The organism is Sulfurimonas sp. C5 (assembly GCF_029872055.1).
GTDB lineage: Bacteria > Campylobacterota > Campylobacteria > Campylobacterales > Sulfurimonadaceae > Sulfurimonas.
The window spans coordinates 72,898-89,992 of record NZ_JARXNQ010000003.1 but is presented as its reverse complement, the minus strand read 5'-3'; the positions used below and the strand labels follow the sequence as shown (position 1 = coordinate 89,992).

Genomic DNA, 17,095 nt, shown 5'->3' with positions numbered 1-17,095 from the left:
ATGACACATAAACGTGAAATTCAAGGTAATGTTGTAAAAATTGCTGGTGACAAAACTGTAACTATCGTAGTTGAGCGCCGTGTAATGCATCCTCGTTACCACAAAGTTGTAAAACGTTTCAAAAAGTACCTAGTACATGATGAGCGTAATGAGGCAAAAGTTGGAGACGAGGTAATCGCTATCGAATGTCGTCCAATGTCTAAAACAAAATCTTTTAGACTTAAATCAGTAGTTAAAGGAGCGTAGTAATGATTCAATCTTTCTCACGTTTAAACGTAGCTGATAACACAGGTGCTAAAGAGATTATGTGTATTAAAGTTCTTGGCGGTTCAAAACGTCGTTATGCAACAGTAGGTGACGTAATCGTTGCTTCTGTTAAAAAAGCGATTCCAACTGCTAAAGTTAAAAAAGGTAAAGTTGTAAAAGCTGTTATCGTTAGAACTCATAAAGAAGTTCAAAGAGAAAACGGTTCATTAATTCGTTTCGATGACAACGCAGCTGTTATCTTAGATGACAAGAGAGAGCCTATCGGTACTCGTATCTTCGGACCAATCGGTCGTGAAGTTCGTTATGCTGGATTTATGAAAATCGTATCTCTTGCTCCGGAGGTTGTTTAATGGCAAAATTTAATTTCAAAAAAGGCGATACTGTAGAGATTATCGCTGGTGACGACAAAGGTAAAAAAGCTACAGTTTTAGCTGTATTACCAAAGAAAAACAAAGTAATCGTTGAGGGTTGTAAAATAGCTAAAAAAGCTGTTAAACCAACTGAAGAAAACACTAAAGGCGGACACGTTAATAAAGAGATGCCTATTGATGTTTCAAACGTTCGTAAAGTGGAGGCGTAACAATGGCACGTATGAAAGATAAATACTTAGCTTTAAAACCTGAGTTACAATCTGAATTAGATATCAAAAATGTTATGGATACTCCAGCATTAGAAAAAATTATTATCTCTGTAGGTGCAGGTTTTGCAATGAAAGATAATAAGCTTATGCAAAACATTGAAGATACAATTACAACTATTGCTGGTCAAAAAGCTTCTACTGTAATCGCTAAGAAATCTGTTGCAGGTTTCAAAGTTCGTGAAGGTATGCCAGTTGGTGTTCGTGTAACTCTTCGTGGTGAAAATATGTATAACTTCTTTGACCGCCTTGTGTCTATCGCACTTCCTCGTGTGAAAGACTTCCGTGGTGTTCCAAGAAATGGTTTTGATGGTCGTGGTAACTATAACTTCGGTCTTCAAGAACAACTTATCTTCCCAGAAATCAATTATGATTCAATCATGCAAATTCATGGTATGAACATTACTGTAGTTACAACTGCTAAAGAAGATAAAGGTGCATTCACTCTATTAGAGAAAATGGGTATGCCTTTCACTAAAGGAGGGAACAACTAATGGCTAAGAAGTCTATGATCGCAAAAGCGAAACGTACTCCAAAATATGCAGTACGTGCATATACAAGATGTCAGATTTGTGGTCGTCCACACTCTGTAATCCGTGATTTCGGTATCTGCCGTATCTGTTTCAGAAAAATGGCAAACGAGGGAATGATCCCAGGTGTTAGAAAGTCTAGCTGGTAAGCCGGAAACTTCTAATTATTAGTTTTTAGCAGTTTTTACTGCTAATCACACAAAGTCAAGGAAAAAAAATGGCAATTAATGATTTAGTATCAGATGCGTTAACACGTATCCGTAATGCTGGTATGAGAAGATTAGCTACTACTACTTTAGTACACTCTAAAAGTGTTGAAGCTGTAGCAAATATCTTAGTAGAAAAAGGTTATTTAGAATCTGCTAATGTAGTTGAAGATGGTGTAAAAAAGACTATCAAAGTTGCATTAAAATATGATGATAACGAAAAAACTGTAATCAATGAACTTAAACGTGTATCAAAACCTGGTCGTCGTATCTACAAAGGTAGAGAAGAGATCAAGCGTTTCAAAAATGGTTACGGAACAATTATAGTAAGTACATCACGTGGCGTACTACCAAACGACAAAGCTTATGAGCTTGGTGTTGGTGGTGAAGTTATGTGTACAGTTTGGTAGGAGGAATAGCATGTCAAGAATTGGAAAAAATCCTGTAGAATTTGCAGCTGATATTAAAGTATCTGCAAATGGAGATGTTATCACTTTCGCTAAAGGTAATAAATCTGTTGATTTAGATACTAAAGGAAATGTTTCTTTCGAAATCGAAGGAAATGCATTAACTTTCAAAAATTTATCTGATGCTCGTCAAGACAGAGCTTTCTGGGGTACATACAGAGCATTAGCACAAAACATCGTTACTGGTTTAACTACTGGTTATGAGAAAAAACTTGAAATCAATGGTGTTGGTTATAGAGCTGCTGTTCAAGGTAAAGTTCTTAACTTACAACTAGGTTTCTCTCACGATATCAACTACGATTTACCAGAAGGTATCGAAGCTGCTGTTGAGAAAAATGTTATTTCTTTAAAATCTCATGATAAACAACTTCTTGGTCAAGTTGCTGCTGAGATTAGAAGTTTCCGTCCACCAGAACCATATAAAGGTAAAGGTGTTAAATACATGGAAGAGCATATCGTGCGTAAAGCCGGTAAAACTGCTAAGAAATAAGGGAGGAAGATAGATGAACGCTAAAGTATTAAAAAGCAAATTGGCAAATCGTTTAAAACGTAAACGTCGTATCCGTGCAAAAATATCTGGTTGTGCTGAACTTCCTCGTGTTTCTGTATTCAGATCAAATCGTTACCTAAGTGTACAAGCAATTGATGATGCAACTGGAACTACTCTATGTGCATTAAATTCAAAAGCGATCTCTGCAAAAGCTAACAAAGAGGGTGCAGCTGCATTAGCTGAAGCTTTCGCTGGTAAGCTTAAAGAAGCTAACGTAAATAGCATCGTATTTGATCGTAATGGTTACCAATATCACGGCGTTATCGCTGCATTTGGTGAAGCACTTCGTGCTAACGAAATTAAGTTTTAGGGGCTAAGATGGTAGAGATCAATAGAGATGATTTTGAAGAATCAATTGTAAATATTGGCCGTGTTACTAAGGTTGTTAAAGGTGGTAGACGTTTCCGTTTTACTGCTTTAATCGTAGTTGGTGATAAAAATGGTACTGTAGGTTTCGGTGTTGGAAAAGCTAAAGAGGTTCCAGACGCTATTAAAAAAGCTGTTGATAACGCTTTCAAAAACCTAACTACTGTAAGTATTAAAGGTACTACTATCGCTCACGATATTGAACACAAATATAACGCTTCTCGCGTTTTACTTAAACCAGCATCTGAAGGTACTGGTGTTATCGCTGGTGGGGCAACTCGTCCAGTTCTAGAGCTTGCAGGGATTCAAGATATCCTTACAAAATCTATCGGTTCTAACAATCCAAATACACTAGTACGTGCTACAATCGAAGCACTTAGCAAGTTAAAAGGATAAGAAGATGGGTATTGAAAACTTAACTCCTGCAGAAGGATCAACATCTACTCGTAAAAGAGTTGGACGTGGTCAAGGTTCAGGTATGGGTAAGACTTCGACTCGTGGTCAAAAAGGTCAAAAATCTCGTACTGGTTATAAAAGAAAAAGAAACTTCGAAGGTGGACAACAACCACTTGCTCGTCGTTTACCAAAAATCGGTTTTACTTCTAAACTTGTAAAACCATACGTAATCAACGTAGAAAAAATTAAAGCTGTTGCTGAGTTAGAAGAGATCACAATGGAAACTATCCGTTCTGTTCACAAAATCTCTAACTCTGTTGCAAAAGTTAAATTAGTAGGTGCATCTGCAAAAGATTTAGCATCGAAAATTAAAGACGAAAACGTTACAACAACAGGTAACTAATCGTGAACAAAAATCTAGCTAATAAGATACTTATTACGATTGGGTTTTTATTTATCTACCGCCTGCTGGCATACGTGCCAGTTCCAGGTGTAGATACTGCTGTTATTGCTTCTTTCTTCGACTCTCATCAATCAGATGCATTAGGTTTATTCAATATGTTTAGTGGTAATGCTGTAGAGAGATTATCTATAATTTCACTTGGTATTATGCCTTATATCACTGCTTCAATTATCATGGAGCTTCTTGCTGCTACATTCCCTGGTTTAGGGCAAATGAAAAAAGAGCGTGATGGTATGGTTAAATATATGCAAATAATCCGTTATGCAACTATCGTTATTACGATTATTCAAGCTGTTGGTGTAAGTGTTGGATTACAAAGCTTAACAGGTCCAAACGGTAATAGTGCTATCTTAGCTGATCATACTACATTCGTTGTTCTTTCTGCTATCTCTATGTTAGCTGGAACTATGTTACTTATGTGGATTGGTGAGCAAATAACACAAAGTGGTATTGGTAACGGTATCTCTTTAATTATCTTTGCAGGAATCGTTTCAGCTATTCCTAGTGCTATAGGTCAAACTGTAACTATGGTAAATACTGGAGCAATGAGCTTCTTAACAGTGATTGCTATTTTAGCTCTTATCTTTATAACTGTAGCTGTGATCATTTATGTTGAACTTGGTGAGCGTCGTGTGCCTATTACGTATGCGAAAAAAACTGTAATGCAAAACCAAAACAAACGTGTTATGAACTATATTCCTATTAAAGTTAACCTTTCTGGTGTAATCCCTGTAATTTTCGCTTCTGCGATCTTAATGTTCCCTATGACTGTACTTTCAAGCAGTACAAATCCTACGGTTCAAGCAATTGCAGACTTTTTAAATCCTAACGGTTACTTTTTTAACTTTTTAACTTTTGTATTTGTTATCTTCTTCGCATTCTTTTATGCTTCGATTACATTTAATGCAAAAGATATCTCTGATAATTTAAAACGCCAAGGTGGATTTATCCCTGGTATCCGTACAGGTGAAGCTACAAAAGAGTTCTTAAATGAAACTGCAAGTAGATTAACTGTTACAGGTGCTTTATATCTTGGTTTAGTGGCGACACTCCCATTTATGATCATAAAAGGGATGGGTGTTCCATTCTTCTTTGGTGGTACAGCTGTTTTAATCGTTGTTCAAGTTGCACTTGACACAATGAGAAAAATAGAGGCTCAGATCTATATGAGCAAGTATGAAACTTTAAGTGCAGTTGGTCTGTAAAACAATATGGCTATCGCACTTAGAAAACCACAAGAGATTGACAAATTAAGAGCTGCCAACAAGATTGTTGGCGGTGCTCTTGAACTTCTTCGTCAAAATACTAAAGTAGGTATGAGTTTAAAAGAATTAGATGCTATGGCTGAGGATTATATCCGTAGTCAAGGTGCTAAACCATCTTTTAAAGGCTTATACGGATTCCCAAATGCTGTATGTACATCTTTAAACGAAGTAATCATTCATGGAATTCCTAATGATTATAAACTTCAAGAGGGCGACGTTATCGGATATGATATCGGAACAGAACTTGAAGGTTGGTTCGGTGATGCTGCTATCAGTGTAGGTGTCGGTGAAATATCAAAACTTGACGAAGAGCTAATCGCTTGTGCAAAAGATACACTCTATTATGCTATCGAAAATATCAAAGAGGGTATGAGGTTTAAAGAACTTTCTTACATGATGGAGCAATTCATCAAAGAGAGAGGTTTTGTACCTTTAAGAAATTTTTGCGGACATGGAATAGGGAAAAGACCTCATGAAGAGCCTGAAATTCCAAATTATCTTGATGGTCCTAACCCTAAAGCGGGACCGAAGATCAAAAGTGGAATGGTTTTTTGCTTAGAACCTATGATTTGCCAAAAAGATGGAAAACCTATTATCTTGGATAATGGTTGGGATGTTGTTAGTGCCGACGGTTTACGCGGTTCACACTATGAGCATACTGTCGCTGTTGTTGACGGTAAAGCTGAAATATTATCTCTTGCGTAAGAGTTAAAACTTTTAAAGGACTAAAAATGGCTAAAGCAGATGTTATTGAGGTTGATGGCAAGATTATTGAAGCATTGCCTAACGCAACTTTTCGTGTTGAACTAGAAAATGGGCATATTATTTTATGTCACATCGCAGGTAAAATGCGTATGCACTATATCAAGATACTTCCAGGTGACAAAGTTAAACTAGAGCTTACACCTTATTCACTTGATAAAGGTCGTATCACTTATAGATACAAATAAGAATGTAGCTTTTAAAGCTACTTCTTACTTTAAAACTTTCCTGAATTTCTGAATTCTGCTATTTCAGTTTCTACCATTTCATCAATCATAATAGTAAATAGATCACTTATCATATTCGGATTGATTCCAAGACTAATTGCTTTATTACGTACACGCTGCATAATATCATCAATACGATCTTCTGCTTTTACTTCATCTATTGTATTTTTAAATGCAACGGCCTGACGTATTAGATGACTTCTTTCTGAAATAAGATCAACTAGTTTTGCATCAATAATATCAATTTCGTCTCTTACTTCTTGGAGTGAATTACATTTTTTCATATATCATTTCCTAAACTTTTGATATCTGTTAACACAATTGTAACAATTAAGATATATAATTTTTCTTACGATTCTCCTTGTATATCCTTCTGAAATTGATTCATTCAGACGGTATACTCTTTAAATAAACTCCTTTGGGAGTTTATCTTTTATAGATCCCCGTATCTTTTATTTCAATTTTTCCATCTTCTTGTAACTTGGTCAATGTGCGTTTAAACTCTTTTTTACTCAAACCGAATACATCTTTAATAAGTTCTGCATCGCTTTTATAGTTATAAGGCATTATACCGCCATTTTCTTCTAATAGTGCAAAAACTTTATCTGCAGCGGAAGAATTGTTCTTATTTCCAATCGGACGAAGTGAGATATCAATATTACCGTCTTGTCTTACAGTTTTTATATATCCTGTTCTTTCTTCTCCAATGATCACTTTTTCAAAGATTTCATTATCGTAGATTAGACCTTCATAATTGTCTGCTACTATACATTTGTATCCAAGAGGTGTTTTTAAAATTGGGATGATACTGACTTCTTGTTTCGGATAAAGCCCTTTAGGATTTTTTTTGAAAAAATCAGTAGTTTTTTCTGAAGCAACAAGGCGGTGCGTTCTCTCATCGTAAACAACTTTGATAAAATGTTTTTCACCGACTTTAAAAGGGTTCTTTTGCAATTTTGTAGGACATAAAAGATCTTTAGGCAGACCCCAGTCTAAAAAAGCTCCGAATTTTGCAGTATCTACAACTTCCAAGAGTGCAAATTGATCTAACATAGCTTTTGGTTTAAGTGTCGTTGCAATAAGTCTGTCTTCTGAATCTGTGTAAAGAAACACTTCTATTAAAGAGTCTTCTTGCATATCGTCAGTAACGTAAGCTTGTGGCAGAAGTACGTCTTTACCATCCTCTGCCATTAAAAAGATGCCATGAGGAGTCAGTCTGTCTGCACGTAGTGTATTGAGTTTTCCGAGTTCTAAGTGTGAATTTAATTTCATTTGGTTCTTCCGTCTTTTTTTAGAATTATATCTTTTTTATTTCATTTTCACTCAAAAGGAACAGAATTTACATATATATTTAACAGGTTAAAAATTAATCATATGTAAGTCTTGAAAAAGTAAGGCTTATGATAATATTCAACAAATATATTAAGATAATTAATATAAAAGGGAACATCATGGCAGAGTTAATGTTTCAGGACAATGAATTAATAGTGTCAAAAACGGATACAAAAGGGAATATCCTATACGGTAATGAGTTATTTTTAAAATTGGCCGGATATACAGAACAAGAGTTATTAAGAAGTCCACATAATATTATACGTCACCCAAAAATGCCAAAGGTGATTTTTAAATTACTTTGGGAAACGGTACAGCAAGGAAAAGAGATAAACGCATATGTAATGAACCGTGCCAAAAACGGTGATCATTATTGGGTTTTAGCAAACGTTACACCCTCTTATGATGCAAATAAAAACATTGTAGGGTTTTATTCTGTAAGAAGGAAACCTACTAAAAAAGCACTCGATGTGATTATCCCGCTTTATGAGCAATTGTATCAAGCTGAAAAAAGTGGGGGCATAAACGCATCGCAAAAAATATTAGATTCTATCATTGCAGAAAATGGAGGCAGGTATGACAGATTTATCTTATCTCTCTAGGATTAATCTACTTATTTATTTAGGGATGGGTGCTTATGCCTTAGGTATGTTGTATGACATATTTATACTTGAACACTTGTCTATTATCAATATTATAATGTTTTTACTTGCTAGTTTGATCATTGTTTTCATACACTTGAATATTAAATTTTTACAACGGGAAATGGATAAAATATTTGAAGTATTGGATTCAACTGCAAACGGAAATTTTGAGCAGCGTATTACAAATATTACAGCCAAAGGTAGAGTAGGAAAGATTGCAAAACAACTCAATAACATACTCGATCAGTTCGAAACGTTTATGAGAGAGATGAAAACATCTGTAAATTATGCAAGTGAGAATGAATTTTTTCGACAGTTCAATACACAAGGACTTAGTTCGGCACTGGAATTTGGAGGAAATCACGTAAATGAAAGTGCGAAAGTGATGGAACATACGTATAAGATGCAACAAAGAGCCGAACTTAATTCAGAACTCAGCCTTATTAATAAAAACAATGTACAGCTTGAATCCCTGCAAGAAAGTTTTAGTTCTAATGCAAAATATCTTGAAGTGATCTCTCAAAGTATAATGAACTCTACACAAATGAGTATAGAGCGTGTCGAAGATGCAGAAAATGTAGGAAGTAAATTAGACGGCTTAAATCAGCTCATTGATGTAAATGTAACATCAAGTGAGTTATTAGAAAGCCGTGCAAAAGAGATCACGGAAGTAGTAGATCTCATCAGTGATATTTCCGATCAGACAAATTTATTGGCACTTAATGCTGCAATTGAAGCTGCTCGTGCAGGTGAGCATGGTCGTGGTTTTGCCGTTGTAGCCGATGAAGTAAGAAAACTGGCTGAACGTACTCAAAAAGCAACTGCCGAGATAAAAACAACAGTTCAGGTACTACAGCAAGAGAGCCGAGAGATGAGTGAAAGTTCTGAGAGTATGCGAGTTGTAATGGAAGAGTTCCATGAAATGATTATGAAATTCAGTCAAAGTATGGTTGAACTACGTGATTCAAATACCGAATCTGAAAAGTTAATTAAGCAGATTGACGGGCGTATATTTATGAACCTGATCATGATAGACCATGTATTGTTTAAAACAAATGCATATGCTTCTTTTTCTGCAGGAAAAGTAGTATCAGAATTCAACGATCAGCATAATTGCCGTTTTGGCAAATGGTATGACACGGAAGGGAAAAAGCTCTACGGTCATACACACAGTTATAAACTTGCACTAGAGCCCCATGAAATTATCCATAATAGAATTCAAGAATCTCTGTCTTGTTTAAAAGATGGCAGTTTAGATGGATGTGTAGAGAAGAAAGAGAAAATTTTAGGCGCCTTCCAGGAAATGGAAGAAGCCAGTGAAAAACTTTTTAAACTTACTGAAGCTATGGTTGAAGAAGCATAGAAGCTAACACTAAAAGCAGTACAGGCGGAGTAATAATTAGTCCAAATTTACTGTACTGCCAAAATCCTATTTTCACCCCTTTTTGAGAAAGTACGTGCAGCCATAATAAGGTAGCAAGTGAGCCAAACGGAGTCATTTTAGGTCCAAGGTTACATCCAATGATATTTGCATATGCAAGAGCCTGATTCGGGATATCTTGAAGGGCAATGTCCATAACCATTACAGTCGGCATATTATTCATGATCGCACTTAAACCTGCAGAGATAAAACCTGTTCCAATAATTGCAACAGCATCTCCGCGCTGAGCCAAGTCTTTAAGTACAATCGCTAGATAATCTGTAAGTCCGGCATTCTTTAGTCCATATACTACGATGTACAAACCGATACTAAACCAAACAACCTGCCAAGGTGCTGTTTTGATAGTGAGCCATGCTTTTGCACTTTTTGCATAACTTGCAATTGCCAGAAAGATAAGACCTCCCCCAAGAGCAAACACTGAAACAGGTAAATCAAAAAGATCTCCAATGAAATAACCTGCTAAGAGTAAAGCCAGGAAAAACCAAGAAAATTTAAAAAGCGTTTTATTTTTGAGTACATCATCAGGATTTTTTAACAGGTTTACGTCCACGTGTTTAGGAATATCGTTGCGTAAAACTGTCCACAGAACTACTATCGAAATAACAGTACTTACAAGATAAGGGATAAACATATTTGAGAGATACTGCATAAACCCTATATTGAAATAGTTTGCCGTTACGATGTTAGTAAGGTTTGAAAATACAAAAGGAAGAGATGCAGAATCACTAATGAAACCGCCTGCAAGTAAAAATGCCAAAATTGTTTTGGTATTGAGTTGTAGGATTCTCATTTTTGCAAGTAAAATAGGTGTAAGAATAAGTGCCGCACCATCATTAGCAAAGAGAGCGGAAACAAAACTTCCAAGAAGTAGAGCATATACAAACATCAAATGACCGTTCCCACGTGAGAGTTTTGCCATTTTGATAGCACACCATTCAAAGAAACCTATTTCATCAAGTACCATTGATAAAATAATAATACCGATAAATGCCAATGTTGCATCCCATACAATATCTGTCACAACAAGAACGTCTTGAAGATTTACAGTCCCAAGCAGTAAAGAGACAACAGCGCCGATGATTGCTGTAGTACCTATTTGTAAACCTTTAGGCTGCCAGATTACAAAAATAAGTGTAATTAAAAAGATAGATGTAGCAAGAAGCATAATGAGCCTTGAATTTTTTGAGAAAGTATATCGAGATTGTTTTAATATATCAAGATATATTGATGTATTCTGGGAATATTTATTGCTGAGTCAATGTAAAATAGTTAAAAGTGAGAAAATGGTACTTTTTAAAAGTTCAAATGAGAAAGTTTATTATTATAAAATCAATATTTATCAGACACTTTTTGGTGATTATCTAATCCAAAGAGAATATGGAGGGATTCAAAACCACAACCCTACTAATACCATCAAAAGTTATGCTCCCTCAAAGAAAGAAGCCCTTTGTAAAGTACTCGATATTGTAGTAGATAAAAAACAGCTGGGGTATTTAAAAAGAGTATAATATCTAAGTCAAGGAGTATAACATGAAAAGTATTTTATATGGATCGTTGCTTACTTGTATGATCTTCAGTGGATGTGCAACGAATCAGGGACCTGAGTATGATGGGAAAAGTTATAATCAGATTAAAACTTACGAATTAGGTACTGTTACAAGTGTTCGTCCTGTAGTTATCAGTGATGATGGAACGGGAACATTTATTGGCGCAATCGTTGGTACTGTGCTTGGAACAACTCTCGGAGGTGGCAGAGGTACTACCCTCACAACACTTGCTGGTGGTCTTGGTGGTGCATATGTAGGTAGTGAGGTTGGAAAAGCTAATGCGTCTGAACTATTCATAGATCTAGATAATGGTCAAGATATTGTAACTGTAGTCAAAGGAAAAGGATACAACGTAGGCGATAGGGTACAAGTGATTAAAGCTCACGGAAAAGTTGAACAGGTATATATTTTAGAGTAAATACTCCTGCCCCACTTTTTTACAATACGCTTCCAGCATTGCATGTTCAAAGTCGTTATTTGTAGAATATTGGTAGCCGAATGTGTCTTTCCAGAGCTCATGCGGTTCCATACAAAGATAGAAAAATACTTTATCCTCTCCGCTTTGCCAAGGTTTGAAACTCTCATACGCATGTTTAAACATTTCAATTTTTGTAGCATACGGGTAAGAAGTTTTTCCACTTGCATCTTCGTGGGGTATTTGTGTGATCTTGGTTCTAAAGTCACGAGATCGCAACTGTTTGATTACAGGTTTGATAAATGTTAATGTCCCAAAACTGACAAGTGCTACCTCTTTAGAAGTAAAAGTATCTAGCAGTTTTGTATAAACCTCTTTATATTCATCAAGATAGTCGACATATTCTACAATCGGATGGAAATGAAAACCGACTTTTACACCTTTATCGGCAACTTTTCTGGCAGCATTGATCCTTTTTTCTAACGATGCCGTCAGATGCTCTTCGTTGTCAATGATTGTTTGGGTATTTAAACTCCAAGTACAAAGAATATTTTTCGGTACATCGTTTTCTAAAAAGTAAGAGATATTGTCCGACTTTGTTTTAAACTCCAAAATCACGTTTGGATTAGTGCGGGCAAATTCAAAAAGGGAGTCTAAGAGCCCCTCACGGTTTCCCCACATCAAAGAGTCTGAACTCTGTCCCGTACCTATGTGATAAGTTTTATTCGGATCGAGGTTGAGGTTTTTGAGCTTCTCATGGAAATTAGAGTCAAATGTCACATTGTTTTGATTGTAAAAACTCTGGATCGAACAGTAAGAACAGTCAAAGCCGCACGATTCAACCGCATCAAGTGTTAAAAGATTACAGCAACGTGTTTTTTCACTGGCAACAGGACAAAGACCGAGTCCAAAACCCTCTTTTGGTTTTGAAGTGAAAGTGAACTTTTGTTCTTGGGGAATATTTTTAAGTGTAAAGTTTTCATACGAATTTGGTTTGTTACGAAGATCTTCGTATGCTTTTTTCAGTTGTGTAAAGACAACCTTTTTTTGTTCATGATCGGGAAAAATATCTTGAATACTTCCTTCATTCCAAAGTTCAAGATCACGAGTGATATCAACAATTTGTTTAAGCTCTTGATGGGAAAACTTTAATTCGTAAGATTTGTTTTGAATAAAGTTTCGATCCTCATCACTGAGCTTATGAAAAAAGGTGTTTTGTATTGCTTTATTAAATTTTTCTTCGTAGCTATTCATAAAGCGAATTTTATCCTAAAAAACTTAGTTAGTTTATAGGAATAACTTTTACTTCTGGTTTTTTAACAGGTTTTTTTGGAATCGTTATTGTCAAAATTCCATCTTTATAGTTTGTTTCAAGTTTTTCACTTTGAGCATTCTCTGGAAGCTGTATTGCTTTTTGAAAACTGCCGTAAAAGATCTCTTTTCTTACATAGTTTCCATCTTTATCTTTCTCTTCGATTTTCTGTTCTTTTTTCCCTTCGAGGTTTAGAACATTATGATCATCAATCGAGAGCTTGATATCTTTTTTCTCAACACCGGCAAGATCGAATTCAATGATGATCTGTTTTTCTTTATCTTGAATATTTGTTCTAGGATAATTATAGTTAGTAATAGCCGGAGCACTCATGTGTTTGTCAAGCATCGAATTGAAATATTTCTGCATCTTGGCAAATTCATCTTCATACGGATCATTTACAAAAATCGGATCGGCAAACGCAACACTTGTTAAAACTGATAAAAAAGCTAAAATATGAATCAATCGTTTCATCGGTTCTCCTTTATTGAAAAATCGGAAAATATATTCCGTTAATCTCAATTGTATAACTGCTTTTTTAATATTGAGTAAATGTGAAATTACTATTTTAGAAGAAGTTGTGAAGTTTTATCTAGTAGTTTTTGGAAACTTTTGATTGTGATATTTTTTCTGCTTGTTTCAATAATATTATCAGCTTTGAGTTGTTTGAGTGCACGTTCAATTACATGGCGAACCGTTCCAAGCAGTTTTGCGATCTCTGAATTTGAAAGGTTTTGTAAAAGCTGGTACTTGAAATGTTTTTCTTGGTTGAGATTATCAACCAAAAGATTGATGAGCCTGTCTTGCGTATTGTACAGGGCAAGGTCTGTACTTAGCTCCTCCGTATGGCGCATTTGTGCTGCAAGATAGGGAAAAAACTTTTTACTGAAAGTTGGATCGTTCTCAAGCCAGTATTGTACACGCTCCAGAGGTAATTCTAAAACGGTACAATCCTCAAGTACTTCGTAAAGTACATCGTGTACCTGATTGTCCAGCAAAGTGATAACATCAAACATATCTCCGCGTCTGTATATAAAGATAGTTTGTTCTTTGTCGTTTTCAAAGTTTATTTGATAGGTTTTAATTTTACCGCTGACAACAATATAGAAGTTTTTTAAAAGATCATCGGAATGAAAAGCACTGCTTCCTTTTTTGAACTCCAAAGATTTTGCATATTTGTAAAACTCATCTTCAAAGCTTTTATTTAAATTCCCGAGTAGTTCTATTTCATTTGATTCTTTTTGCATTTTGTTATTCTAGCAAAAGATCGAAAAAAGAGATAATAACTTTGCCTAAATTATTTCCCAATCCTCTACAGGGCCTTCAATTTTTTCAAATAAGGGGTGAGTCTCTATCTCTTTTAGCGCTTCGAGTTTTTGATAACGCTCAGGATCTCTTGTTTTTAGTTTATTTAAAAGATGAGTGAATTCATATGAAAGCTGCTTACTGTTAACATGTATAGTGTGACACTGCTTGTTACTTAGAATTTTATCCCTATTGAACTTATACCCTCGCTTATCTGCTTCATCGACTACACTGTGAAGATAACACTCGATAGCACTCTGAGGATCTTGAGTATTTTTAAATCGTATCAATTGGGGGTGATTTTTATACCCTTTGGTCTTATTGTGTAAAACGTTTTGTGCCAATAAACCTTCACGCCATAATGCTACCAAACCTTTTGCGTCCAAATATTTAGGGTGTATAGACCAGAGTCTCATGAAATTATCCTAGAAAATATGTCATCTTGCAATAAGTTTAACGTTTGAGGGTAAATAGGAATATAATTTTGCATATTTAATGAACGGGAGTTTTGTATGCAACTAGGAAAATGTCCCTACTGTGAAGATGGTGAAATAGAAGTTCGAGACAAAGAAGTACGCGGAAAAAAAGTAAAACTCTATGCGTGTAGTAATGCCCATTGGAAAAGTGAAGATGGAGAGTTGTTTGAATTACGTGACGATGCAACCTGCGGTTATAGAATCTGGCAGAATACGCTTTCACGTTACGGGAAGTGGCTCGGATATAAAGAGATCAGAGAATTACTGGAAAATAAAGAACTTGAAGTGGAGCTAGTAAGTAAAAAATACGGTAAAAAAATCAACTATTCAAAGACTGTTATTTTAGATTATGAATATGGAGTCAGTGTTCTCTGGGAGTAGTACTTAAATTTGAAAAAAGGTGAAATTTGCCGATATAGTTCAAACACAAATTGACAAAAGGAGTTGTCATGAAAATTGAATTAAGTGCTATAGCTCTAGCTGCAAATTATGAAAAAAAATCTGTTACACATGAGAGTGAACATTTGGAACAATGGATAGGTTCCCGTAATCCTCAAGAAAGAAGAGAAGATACTTTACAGCTCTCAAAAAAATATAAACTTTTAGAAGTGAAAAAAGAGGATGATGACTTTGAGTCACTCGATCCTAAGTTGCAAAAAATTATTAAAGCATTAGAAATTTTAACGGGTAAAAAGATCCGTATACAGCTTTTTAATCCACAAAACAATAAACAAGAAAATCTGCAAAGCAATGAAAACCCAAGAGAACGAGTAGGATGGGGGATTAATTATAGTTATGAAAAGACAGAAATAAACTCACAAAAATTACAATTTGCTTCTGTTGGGAACGTTACTTTAGAAGATGGAAGAAAAATAGATTTCGGGCTCTCTTTTTCGATGCAGCAAAGTACAATAAAGCATGAGTCTGTAAGCTTTAAAGCTGGTGATGCTTTAATTGACCCTATAGTTATTCAGTTTCAAGACGGAGCTGTAGAGTTTTCAAAGTCAAAGACAAATTTAGATTTAGACCTTGACGGAAAAGAGGAGGAGTTTTCATTTGTCGGAAGCGGAAGCGGTTTTTTAACGCTTGATAAAAACAGTGACGGCATAGTCAATGACGGAAGTGAACTTTTTGGTCCAAACAGCGGTGACGGATTTGACGATCTAAAAGAATATGATCAAGACAATAATAGCTGGATTGATGAAAATGATGCCGTTTTTGATAAACTTCGTATATGGACAAAAGATAAAAATGGAGAGGAGACATTTTACTCTTTAAAAAATTTAGGGATAGGTGCACTCTATTTAGAAAATGTTTCTACTGCTTTTGAATTTGATGAAGGAAATATGGCAAAAAGCTCAGTATTTCTGCGTGAAAACGGTTCAGCTGGAGTGATGAGTGAAATCGACTTAAGGGTTTAAATAAATCTTAATAAAACTTTAACCTTAACTTCTGTATAATTCCCGTCCACTTTACTGTTTTACATAAAGCTAGAATGTTTTTATCTAGCCATATTTGCCTAGATAAAAGTATTGGCAAGCATAAGGCTTCGCCTAAAAACAGATAAAGAAGTAAATTTGAGGAGACTTTCTATGAAAGTACGCGCTTCAGTAAAGAAAATGTGTGATGACTGTAAAGTTATCAAGAGAAAAGGGATTGTAAGAGTAATCTGCAAGAACCCAAAACATAAACAGAGACAAGGATAACCATGGCTCGTATTTCTGGTGTTGATTTACCTAAGAAAAAACGTGTAGAGTATGGTCTAACATACATCTACGGTATCGGTTTACATACTTCTCGTGCTATTTTAGATGCGACAGGTATTGATTATAACAAAAGAGTTTTCGAACTTAATGAGGCTGATGTAGCTGCAATTACTAATGAAATCCGTGAAAACCATATGGTTGAGGGTGATTTACGTAAAAAAGTTGCTATGGATATTAAAGCACTTATGGACTTAGGATCTTACAGAGGTCTTCGTCACCGTCGTGGTCTTCCGTGTCGTGGTCAAAAAACTAAGACAAATGCTCGTACTCGTAAGGGTAAAAAGAAAACTGTTGGTTCAGCGTAAGGATTTAAAACATGGCAAAAAGAAAAGCTGTTAGAAAAAAAGTTGTAAAAAAGAATATTTCACGTGGTATCATCCACATTTCTGCATCTTTCAATAATACATTAGTAACTATTACTGATGAGATGGGAAATATGATTTCGTGGAGTTCTGCTGGTAGCCTTGGTTTTAAAGGTTCTAAAAAATCTACTCCATTCGCTGCTCAAGCTGCTGTTGAAGCTGCTGTTGAAAAAGCTCAAGTACACGGTATTAAAGAACTAGGTATTAGAGTTCAAGGTCCAGGTTCTGGTCGTGAAACTGCAGTTAAATCTGTAGGTGCTATTGAAGGTATCCGTGTTACATTCATGAAAGATGTAACTCCATTACCACACAATGGTTGTCGTGCGCCTAAGCGTCGTAGAGTTTAAGGAGGTTAACAG

The 17,095-nt window shown here is 35.5% G+C and carries 29 protein-coding genes; 22 read left to right on the top strand and 7 right to left on the bottom strand.

What is annotated here, in order from left to right; genetic code table 11:
- The 13 genes from rpsQ (at window position 1) to infA (ending at window position 6,097) form a co-directional block, all read left to right on the top strand.
- Window positions 1-246, top strand: coding sequence for a 30S ribosomal protein S17 (gene rpsQ, locus P6N22_RS06545; RefSeq protein WP_280331342.1), 246 nt, complete (start codon window positions 1-3; stop codon window positions 244-246).
- Window positions 247-248: 2 nt separating this feature from the next.
- Window positions 249-617 carry a 50S ribosomal protein L14 gene (rplN, locus tag P6N22_RS06540; protein WP_280331340.1) on the top strand — a complete coding sequence of 123 codons (369 nt, stop codon included), beginning with the start codon at window positions 249-251 and terminating at the stop codon, window positions 615-617.
- The gene (gene rplX / locus P6N22_RS06535) at window positions 617-847 is read left to right on the top strand and encodes a 50S ribosomal protein L24 (protein ID WP_280331338.1); all 231 of its coding nucleotides are present in this window, start codon (window positions 617-619) and stop codon (window positions 845-847) included. Before rplN ends, rplX begins: the two co-directional genes overlap by 1 nt.
- Before the next feature lie 2 nt (window positions 848-849).
- A complete protein-coding gene (rplE, locus tag P6N22_RS06530; RefSeq protein WP_280331336.1) occupies window positions 850-1,398 on the top strand; it encodes a 50S ribosomal protein L5 in 549 nt (182 codons plus the stop codon).
- On the top strand, window positions 1,398-1,583 hold the full coding sequence (locus P6N22_RS06525; RefSeq protein ID WP_193113833.1) for a type Z 30S ribosomal protein S14: 186 nt from the start codon (window positions 1,398-1,400) through the stop codon (window positions 1,581-1,583). The genes rplE and P6N22_RS06525 overlap by 1 nt, the downstream gene beginning before the upstream one ends.
- A 68-nt stretch (window positions 1,584-1,651) precedes the next feature.
- Window positions 1,652-2,050, top strand: coding sequence for a 30S ribosomal protein S8 (gene rpsH, locus P6N22_RS06520; RefSeq protein ID WP_280331333.1), 399 nt, complete (start codon window positions 1,652-1,654; stop codon window positions 2,048-2,050).
- Between the two features lie 10 nt (window positions 2,051-2,060).
- The gene (gene rplF, locus P6N22_RS06515; protein ID WP_280331332.1) at window positions 2,061-2,597 is read left to right on the top strand and encodes a 50S ribosomal protein L6; all 537 of its coding nucleotides are present in this window, start codon (window positions 2,061-2,063) and stop codon (window positions 2,595-2,597) included.
- Between the two features lie 13 nt (window positions 2,598-2,610).
- Window positions 2,611-2,967: a 50S ribosomal protein L18 gene (gene rplR / locus P6N22_RS06510; RefSeq protein WP_280331330.1), complete on the top strand. Its 357-nt coding sequence runs from the start codon at window positions 2,611-2,613 to the stop codon at window positions 2,965-2,967.
- Window positions 2,968-2,975: 8 nt separating this feature from the next.
- Window positions 2,976-3,419 (top strand): 30S ribosomal protein S5, encoded by a 444-nt coding sequence (gene rpsE, locus P6N22_RS06505; protein ID WP_280331328.1) that lies wholly within the window; start codon window positions 2,976-2,978, stop codon window positions 3,417-3,419.
- A gap of 4 nt (window positions 3,420-3,423) precedes the next feature.
- A complete protein-coding gene (gene rplO, locus P6N22_RS06500) occupies window positions 3,424-3,822 on the top strand; it encodes a 50S ribosomal protein L15 (protein WP_280331326.1) in 399 nt (132 codons plus the stop codon).
- 2 nt (window positions 3,823-3,824) lie between these two features.
- The gene (gene secY, locus P6N22_RS06495; protein WP_280331324.1) at window positions 3,825-5,087 is read left to right on the top strand and encodes a preprotein translocase subunit SecY; all 1,263 of its coding nucleotides are present in this window, start codon (window positions 3,825-3,827) and stop codon (window positions 5,085-5,087) included.
- A gap of 6 nt (window positions 5,088-5,093) precedes the next feature.
- Complete coding sequence (gene map, locus P6N22_RS06490; RefSeq protein ID WP_280331322.1) at window positions 5,094-5,852, top strand: type I methionyl aminopeptidase; 759 nt, start codon at window positions 5,094-5,096, stop codon at window positions 5,850-5,852.
- A gap of 26 nt (window positions 5,853-5,878) precedes the next feature.
- The gene (gene infA, locus P6N22_RS06485; RefSeq protein ID WP_013326041.1) at window positions 5,879-6,097 is read left to right on the top strand and encodes a translation initiation factor IF-1; all 219 of its coding nucleotides are present in this window, start codon (window positions 5,879-5,881) and stop codon (window positions 6,095-6,097) included.
- A gap of 29 nt (window positions 6,098-6,126) precedes the next feature.
- On the opposite strand, the gene P6N22_RS06480 is transcribed toward infA, so the two are convergent.
- On the bottom strand, window positions 6,127-6,420 hold the full coding sequence (locus P6N22_RS06480) for a chorismate mutase (protein ID WP_280331314.1): 294 nt from the start codon (window positions 6,418-6,420) through the stop codon (window positions 6,127-6,129).
- A gap of 142 nt (window positions 6,421-6,562) precedes the next feature.
- A complete protein-coding gene (locus P6N22_RS06475; protein ID WP_280331312.1) occupies window positions 6,563-7,408 on the bottom strand; it encodes a S1-like domain-containing RNA-binding protein in 846 nt (281 codons plus the stop codon).
- 179 nt (window positions 7,409-7,587) lie between these two features.
- Between P6N22_RS06475 and P6N22_RS06470 the strand changes: the two genes are divergently transcribed.
- Both P6N22_RS06470 and P6N22_RS06465 read left to right on the top strand, forming a co-directional pair.
- Entirely contained in the window at window positions 7,588-8,070 is a 483-nt protein-coding gene (locus P6N22_RS06470) for a PAS domain-containing protein (protein ID WP_280331310.1), read from the top strand.
- The gene (locus P6N22_RS06465) at window positions 8,045-9,475 is read left to right on the top strand and encodes a methyl-accepting chemotaxis protein (protein ID WP_280331307.1); all 1,431 of its coding nucleotides are present in this window, start codon (window positions 8,045-8,047) and stop codon (window positions 9,473-9,475) included. The genes P6N22_RS06470 and P6N22_RS06465 overlap by 26 nt, the downstream gene beginning before the upstream one ends.
- Here P6N22_RS06465 and P6N22_RS06460 read toward each other — a convergent pair.
- The gene (locus P6N22_RS06460; RefSeq protein ID WP_280331305.1) at window positions 9,456-10,718 is read right to left on the bottom strand and encodes an arsenic transporter; all 1,263 of its coding nucleotides are present in this window, start codon (window positions 10,716-10,718) and stop codon (window positions 9,456-9,458) included. The two genes, P6N22_RS06465 and P6N22_RS06460, sit on opposite strands and share 20 nt — an antisense overlap.
- A gap of 118 nt (window positions 10,719-10,836) precedes the next feature.
- Here P6N22_RS06460 and P6N22_RS06455 point away from each other — a divergent pair, with 118 nt between their 5' ends.
- A complete protein-coding gene (locus P6N22_RS06455) occupies window positions 10,837-11,061 on the top strand; it encodes a WGR domain-containing protein (RefSeq protein ID WP_280331304.1) in 225 nt (74 codons plus the stop codon).
- Between the two features lie 22 nt (window positions 11,062-11,083).
- On the top strand, window positions 11,084-11,518 hold the full coding sequence (locus P6N22_RS06450) for a glycine zipper 2TM domain-containing protein (RefSeq protein WP_280331302.1): 435 nt from the start codon (window positions 11,084-11,086) through the stop codon (window positions 11,516-11,518).
- On the opposite strand, the gene P6N22_RS06445 is transcribed toward P6N22_RS06450, so the two are convergent.
- The 4 genes from P6N22_RS06445 to P6N22_RS06430 form a co-directional block, all read right to left on the bottom strand.
- Window positions 11,510-12,769 (bottom strand): spore photoproduct lyase family protein, encoded by a 1,260-nt coding sequence (locus tag P6N22_RS06445; protein WP_280331300.1) that lies wholly within the window; start codon window positions 12,767-12,769, stop codon window positions 11,510-11,512. The two genes, P6N22_RS06450 and P6N22_RS06445, sit on opposite strands and share 9 nt — an antisense overlap.
- A 28-nt stretch (window positions 12,770-12,797) precedes the next feature.
- Complete coding sequence (locus P6N22_RS06440; protein ID WP_280331298.1) at window positions 12,798-13,301, bottom strand: Hsp20/alpha crystallin family protein; 504 nt, start codon at window positions 13,299-13,301, stop codon at window positions 12,798-12,800.
- Window positions 13,302-13,390: 89 nt separating this feature from the next.
- Window positions 13,391-14,074 (bottom strand): Crp/Fnr family transcriptional regulator, encoded by a 684-nt coding sequence (locus tag P6N22_RS06435; protein ID WP_280331297.1) that lies wholly within the window; start codon window positions 14,072-14,074, stop codon window positions 13,391-13,393.
- 45 nt (window positions 14,075-14,119) lie between these two features.
- Window positions 14,120-14,548, bottom strand: coding sequence for a pyrimidine dimer DNA glycosylase/endonuclease V (locus tag P6N22_RS06430; protein WP_280331295.1), 429 nt, complete (start codon window positions 14,546-14,548; stop codon window positions 14,120-14,122).
- 96 nt (window positions 14,549-14,644) lie between these two features.
- Between P6N22_RS06430 and P6N22_RS06425 the strand changes: the two genes are divergently transcribed.
- The 5 genes from P6N22_RS06425 (at window position 14,645) to rpsK (ending at window position 17,083) form a co-directional block, all read left to right on the top strand.
- Window positions 14,645-14,989: a hypothetical protein gene (locus tag P6N22_RS06425; protein ID WP_280331293.1), complete on the top strand. Its 345-nt coding sequence runs from the start codon at window positions 14,645-14,647 to the stop codon at window positions 14,987-14,989.
- A 68-nt stretch (window positions 14,990-15,057) separates the two neighbouring features.
- Entirely contained in the window at window positions 15,058-16,029 is a 972-nt protein-coding gene (locus tag P6N22_RS06420; RefSeq protein ID WP_280331291.1) for a hypothetical protein, read from the top strand.
- A gap of 171 nt (window positions 16,030-16,200) precedes the next feature.
- Window positions 16,201-16,314: a 50S ribosomal protein L36 gene (rpmJ, locus tag P6N22_RS06415; protein ID WP_152306398.1), complete on the top strand. Its 114-nt coding sequence runs from the start codon at window positions 16,201-16,203 to the stop codon at window positions 16,312-16,314.
- Between the two features lie 2 nt (window positions 16,315-16,316).
- On the top strand, window positions 16,317-16,679 hold the full coding sequence (gene rpsM / locus P6N22_RS06410; RefSeq protein ID WP_280331287.1) for a 30S ribosomal protein S13: 363 nt from the start codon (window positions 16,317-16,319) through the stop codon (window positions 16,677-16,679).
- An 11-nt stretch (window positions 16,680-16,690) separates the two neighbouring features.
- Window positions 16,691-17,083 (top strand): 30S ribosomal protein S11, encoded by a 393-nt coding sequence (gene rpsK, locus P6N22_RS06405; RefSeq protein ID WP_280331285.1) that lies wholly within the window; start codon window positions 16,691-16,693, stop codon window positions 17,081-17,083.
- Window positions 17,084-17,095 lie beyond the last annotated feature (12 nt).

Coding starts and splice junctions, on each gene's coding strand:
- rplR (WP_280331330.1), top strand. CDS start 2,611: ATGAACGCTAAAGTATTAAAAAGCAAATTGGCAAATCGTTTAAAACGT.
- P6N22_RS06440 (WP_280331298.1), bottom strand. CDS start 13,301: ATGAAACGATTGATTCATATTTTAGCTTTTTTATCAGTTTTAACAAGT.
- rpsM (WP_280331287.1), top strand. CDS start 16,317: ATGGCTCGTATTTCTGGTGTTGATTTACCTAAGAAAAAACGTGTAGAG.
- P6N22_RS06430 (WP_280331295.1), bottom strand. CDS start 14,548: ATGAGACTCTGGTCTATACACCCTAAATATTTGGACGCAAAAGGTTTG.
- P6N22_RS06465 (WP_280331307.1), top strand. CDS start 8,045: ATGACAGATTTATCTTATCTCTCTAGGATTAATCTACTTATTTATTTA.
- P6N22_RS06460 (WP_280331305.1), bottom strand. CDS start 10,718: ATGCTTCTTGCTACATCTATCTTTTTAATTACACTTATTTTTGTAATC.
- P6N22_RS06450 (WP_280331302.1), top strand. CDS start 11,084: ATGAAAAGTATTTTATATGGATCGTTGCTTACTTGTATGATCTTCAGT.
- infA (WP_013326041.1), top strand. CDS start 5,879: ATGGCTAAAGCAGATGTTATTGAGGTTGATGGCAAGATTATTGAAGCA.
- rplF (WP_280331332.1), top strand. CDS start 2,061: ATGTCAAGAATTGGAAAAAATCCTGTAGAATTTGCAGCTGATATTAAA.
- P6N22_RS06435 (WP_280331297.1), bottom strand. CDS start 14,074: ATGCAAAAAGAATCAAATGAAATAGAACTACTCGGGAATTTAAATAAA.
- P6N22_RS06445 (WP_280331300.1), bottom strand. CDS start 12,769: ATGAATAGCTACGAAGAAAAATTTAATAAAGCAATACAAAACACCTTT.
- rplX (WP_280331338.1), top strand. CDS start 617: ATGGCAAAATTTAATTTCAAAAAAGGCGATACTGTAGAGATTATCGCT.
- map (WP_280331322.1), top strand. CDS start 5,094: ATGGCTATCGCACTTAGAAAACCACAAGAGATTGACAAATTAAGAGCT.
- P6N22_RS06480 (WP_280331314.1), bottom strand. CDS start 6,420: ATGAAAAAATGTAATTCACTCCAAGAAGTAAGAGACGAAATTGATATT.
- rplN (WP_280331340.1), top strand. CDS start 249: ATGATTCAATCTTTCTCACGTTTAAACGTAGCTGATAACACAGGTGCT.
- P6N22_RS06525 (WP_193113833.1), top strand. CDS start 1,398: ATGGCTAAGAAGTCTATGATCGCAAAAGCGAAACGTACTCCAAAATAT.
- rpsE (WP_280331328.1), top strand. CDS start 2,976: ATGGTAGAGATCAATAGAGATGATTTTGAAGAATCAATTGTAAATATT.
- P6N22_RS06475 (WP_280331312.1), bottom strand. CDS start 7,408: ATGAAATTAAATTCACACTTAGAACTCGGAAAACTCAATACACTACGT.
- P6N22_RS06425 (WP_280331293.1), top strand. CDS start 14,645: ATGCAACTAGGAAAATGTCCCTACTGTGAAGATGGTGAAATAGAAGTT.
- rpsH (WP_280331333.1), top strand. CDS start 1,652: ATGGCAATTAATGATTTAGTATCAGATGCGTTAACACGTATCCGTAAT.
- P6N22_RS06420 (WP_280331291.1), top strand. CDS start 15,058: ATGAAAATTGAATTAAGTGCTATAGCTCTAGCTGCAAATTATGAAAAA.
- rpsQ (WP_280331342.1), top strand. CDS start 1: ATGACACATAAACGTGAAATTCAAGGTAATGTTGTAAAAATTGCTGGT.
- rpmJ (WP_152306398.1), top strand. CDS start 16,201: ATGAAAGTACGCGCTTCAGTAAAGAAAATGTGTGATGACTGTAAAGTT.
- P6N22_RS06470 (WP_280331310.1), top strand. CDS start 7,588: ATGGCAGAGTTAATGTTTCAGGACAATGAATTAATAGTGTCAAAAACG.
- rplO (WP_280331326.1), top strand. CDS start 3,424: ATGGGTATTGAAAACTTAACTCCTGCAGAAGGATCAACATCTACTCGT.
- rpsK (WP_280331285.1), top strand. CDS start 16,691: ATGGCAAAAAGAAAAGCTGTTAGAAAAAAAGTTGTAAAAAAGAATATT.
- rplE (WP_280331336.1), top strand. CDS start 850: ATGGCACGTATGAAAGATAAATACTTAGCTTTAAAACCTGAGTTACAA.
- P6N22_RS06455 (WP_280331304.1), top strand. CDS start 10,837: ATGGTACTTTTTAAAAGTTCAAATGAGAAAGTTTATTATTATAAAATC.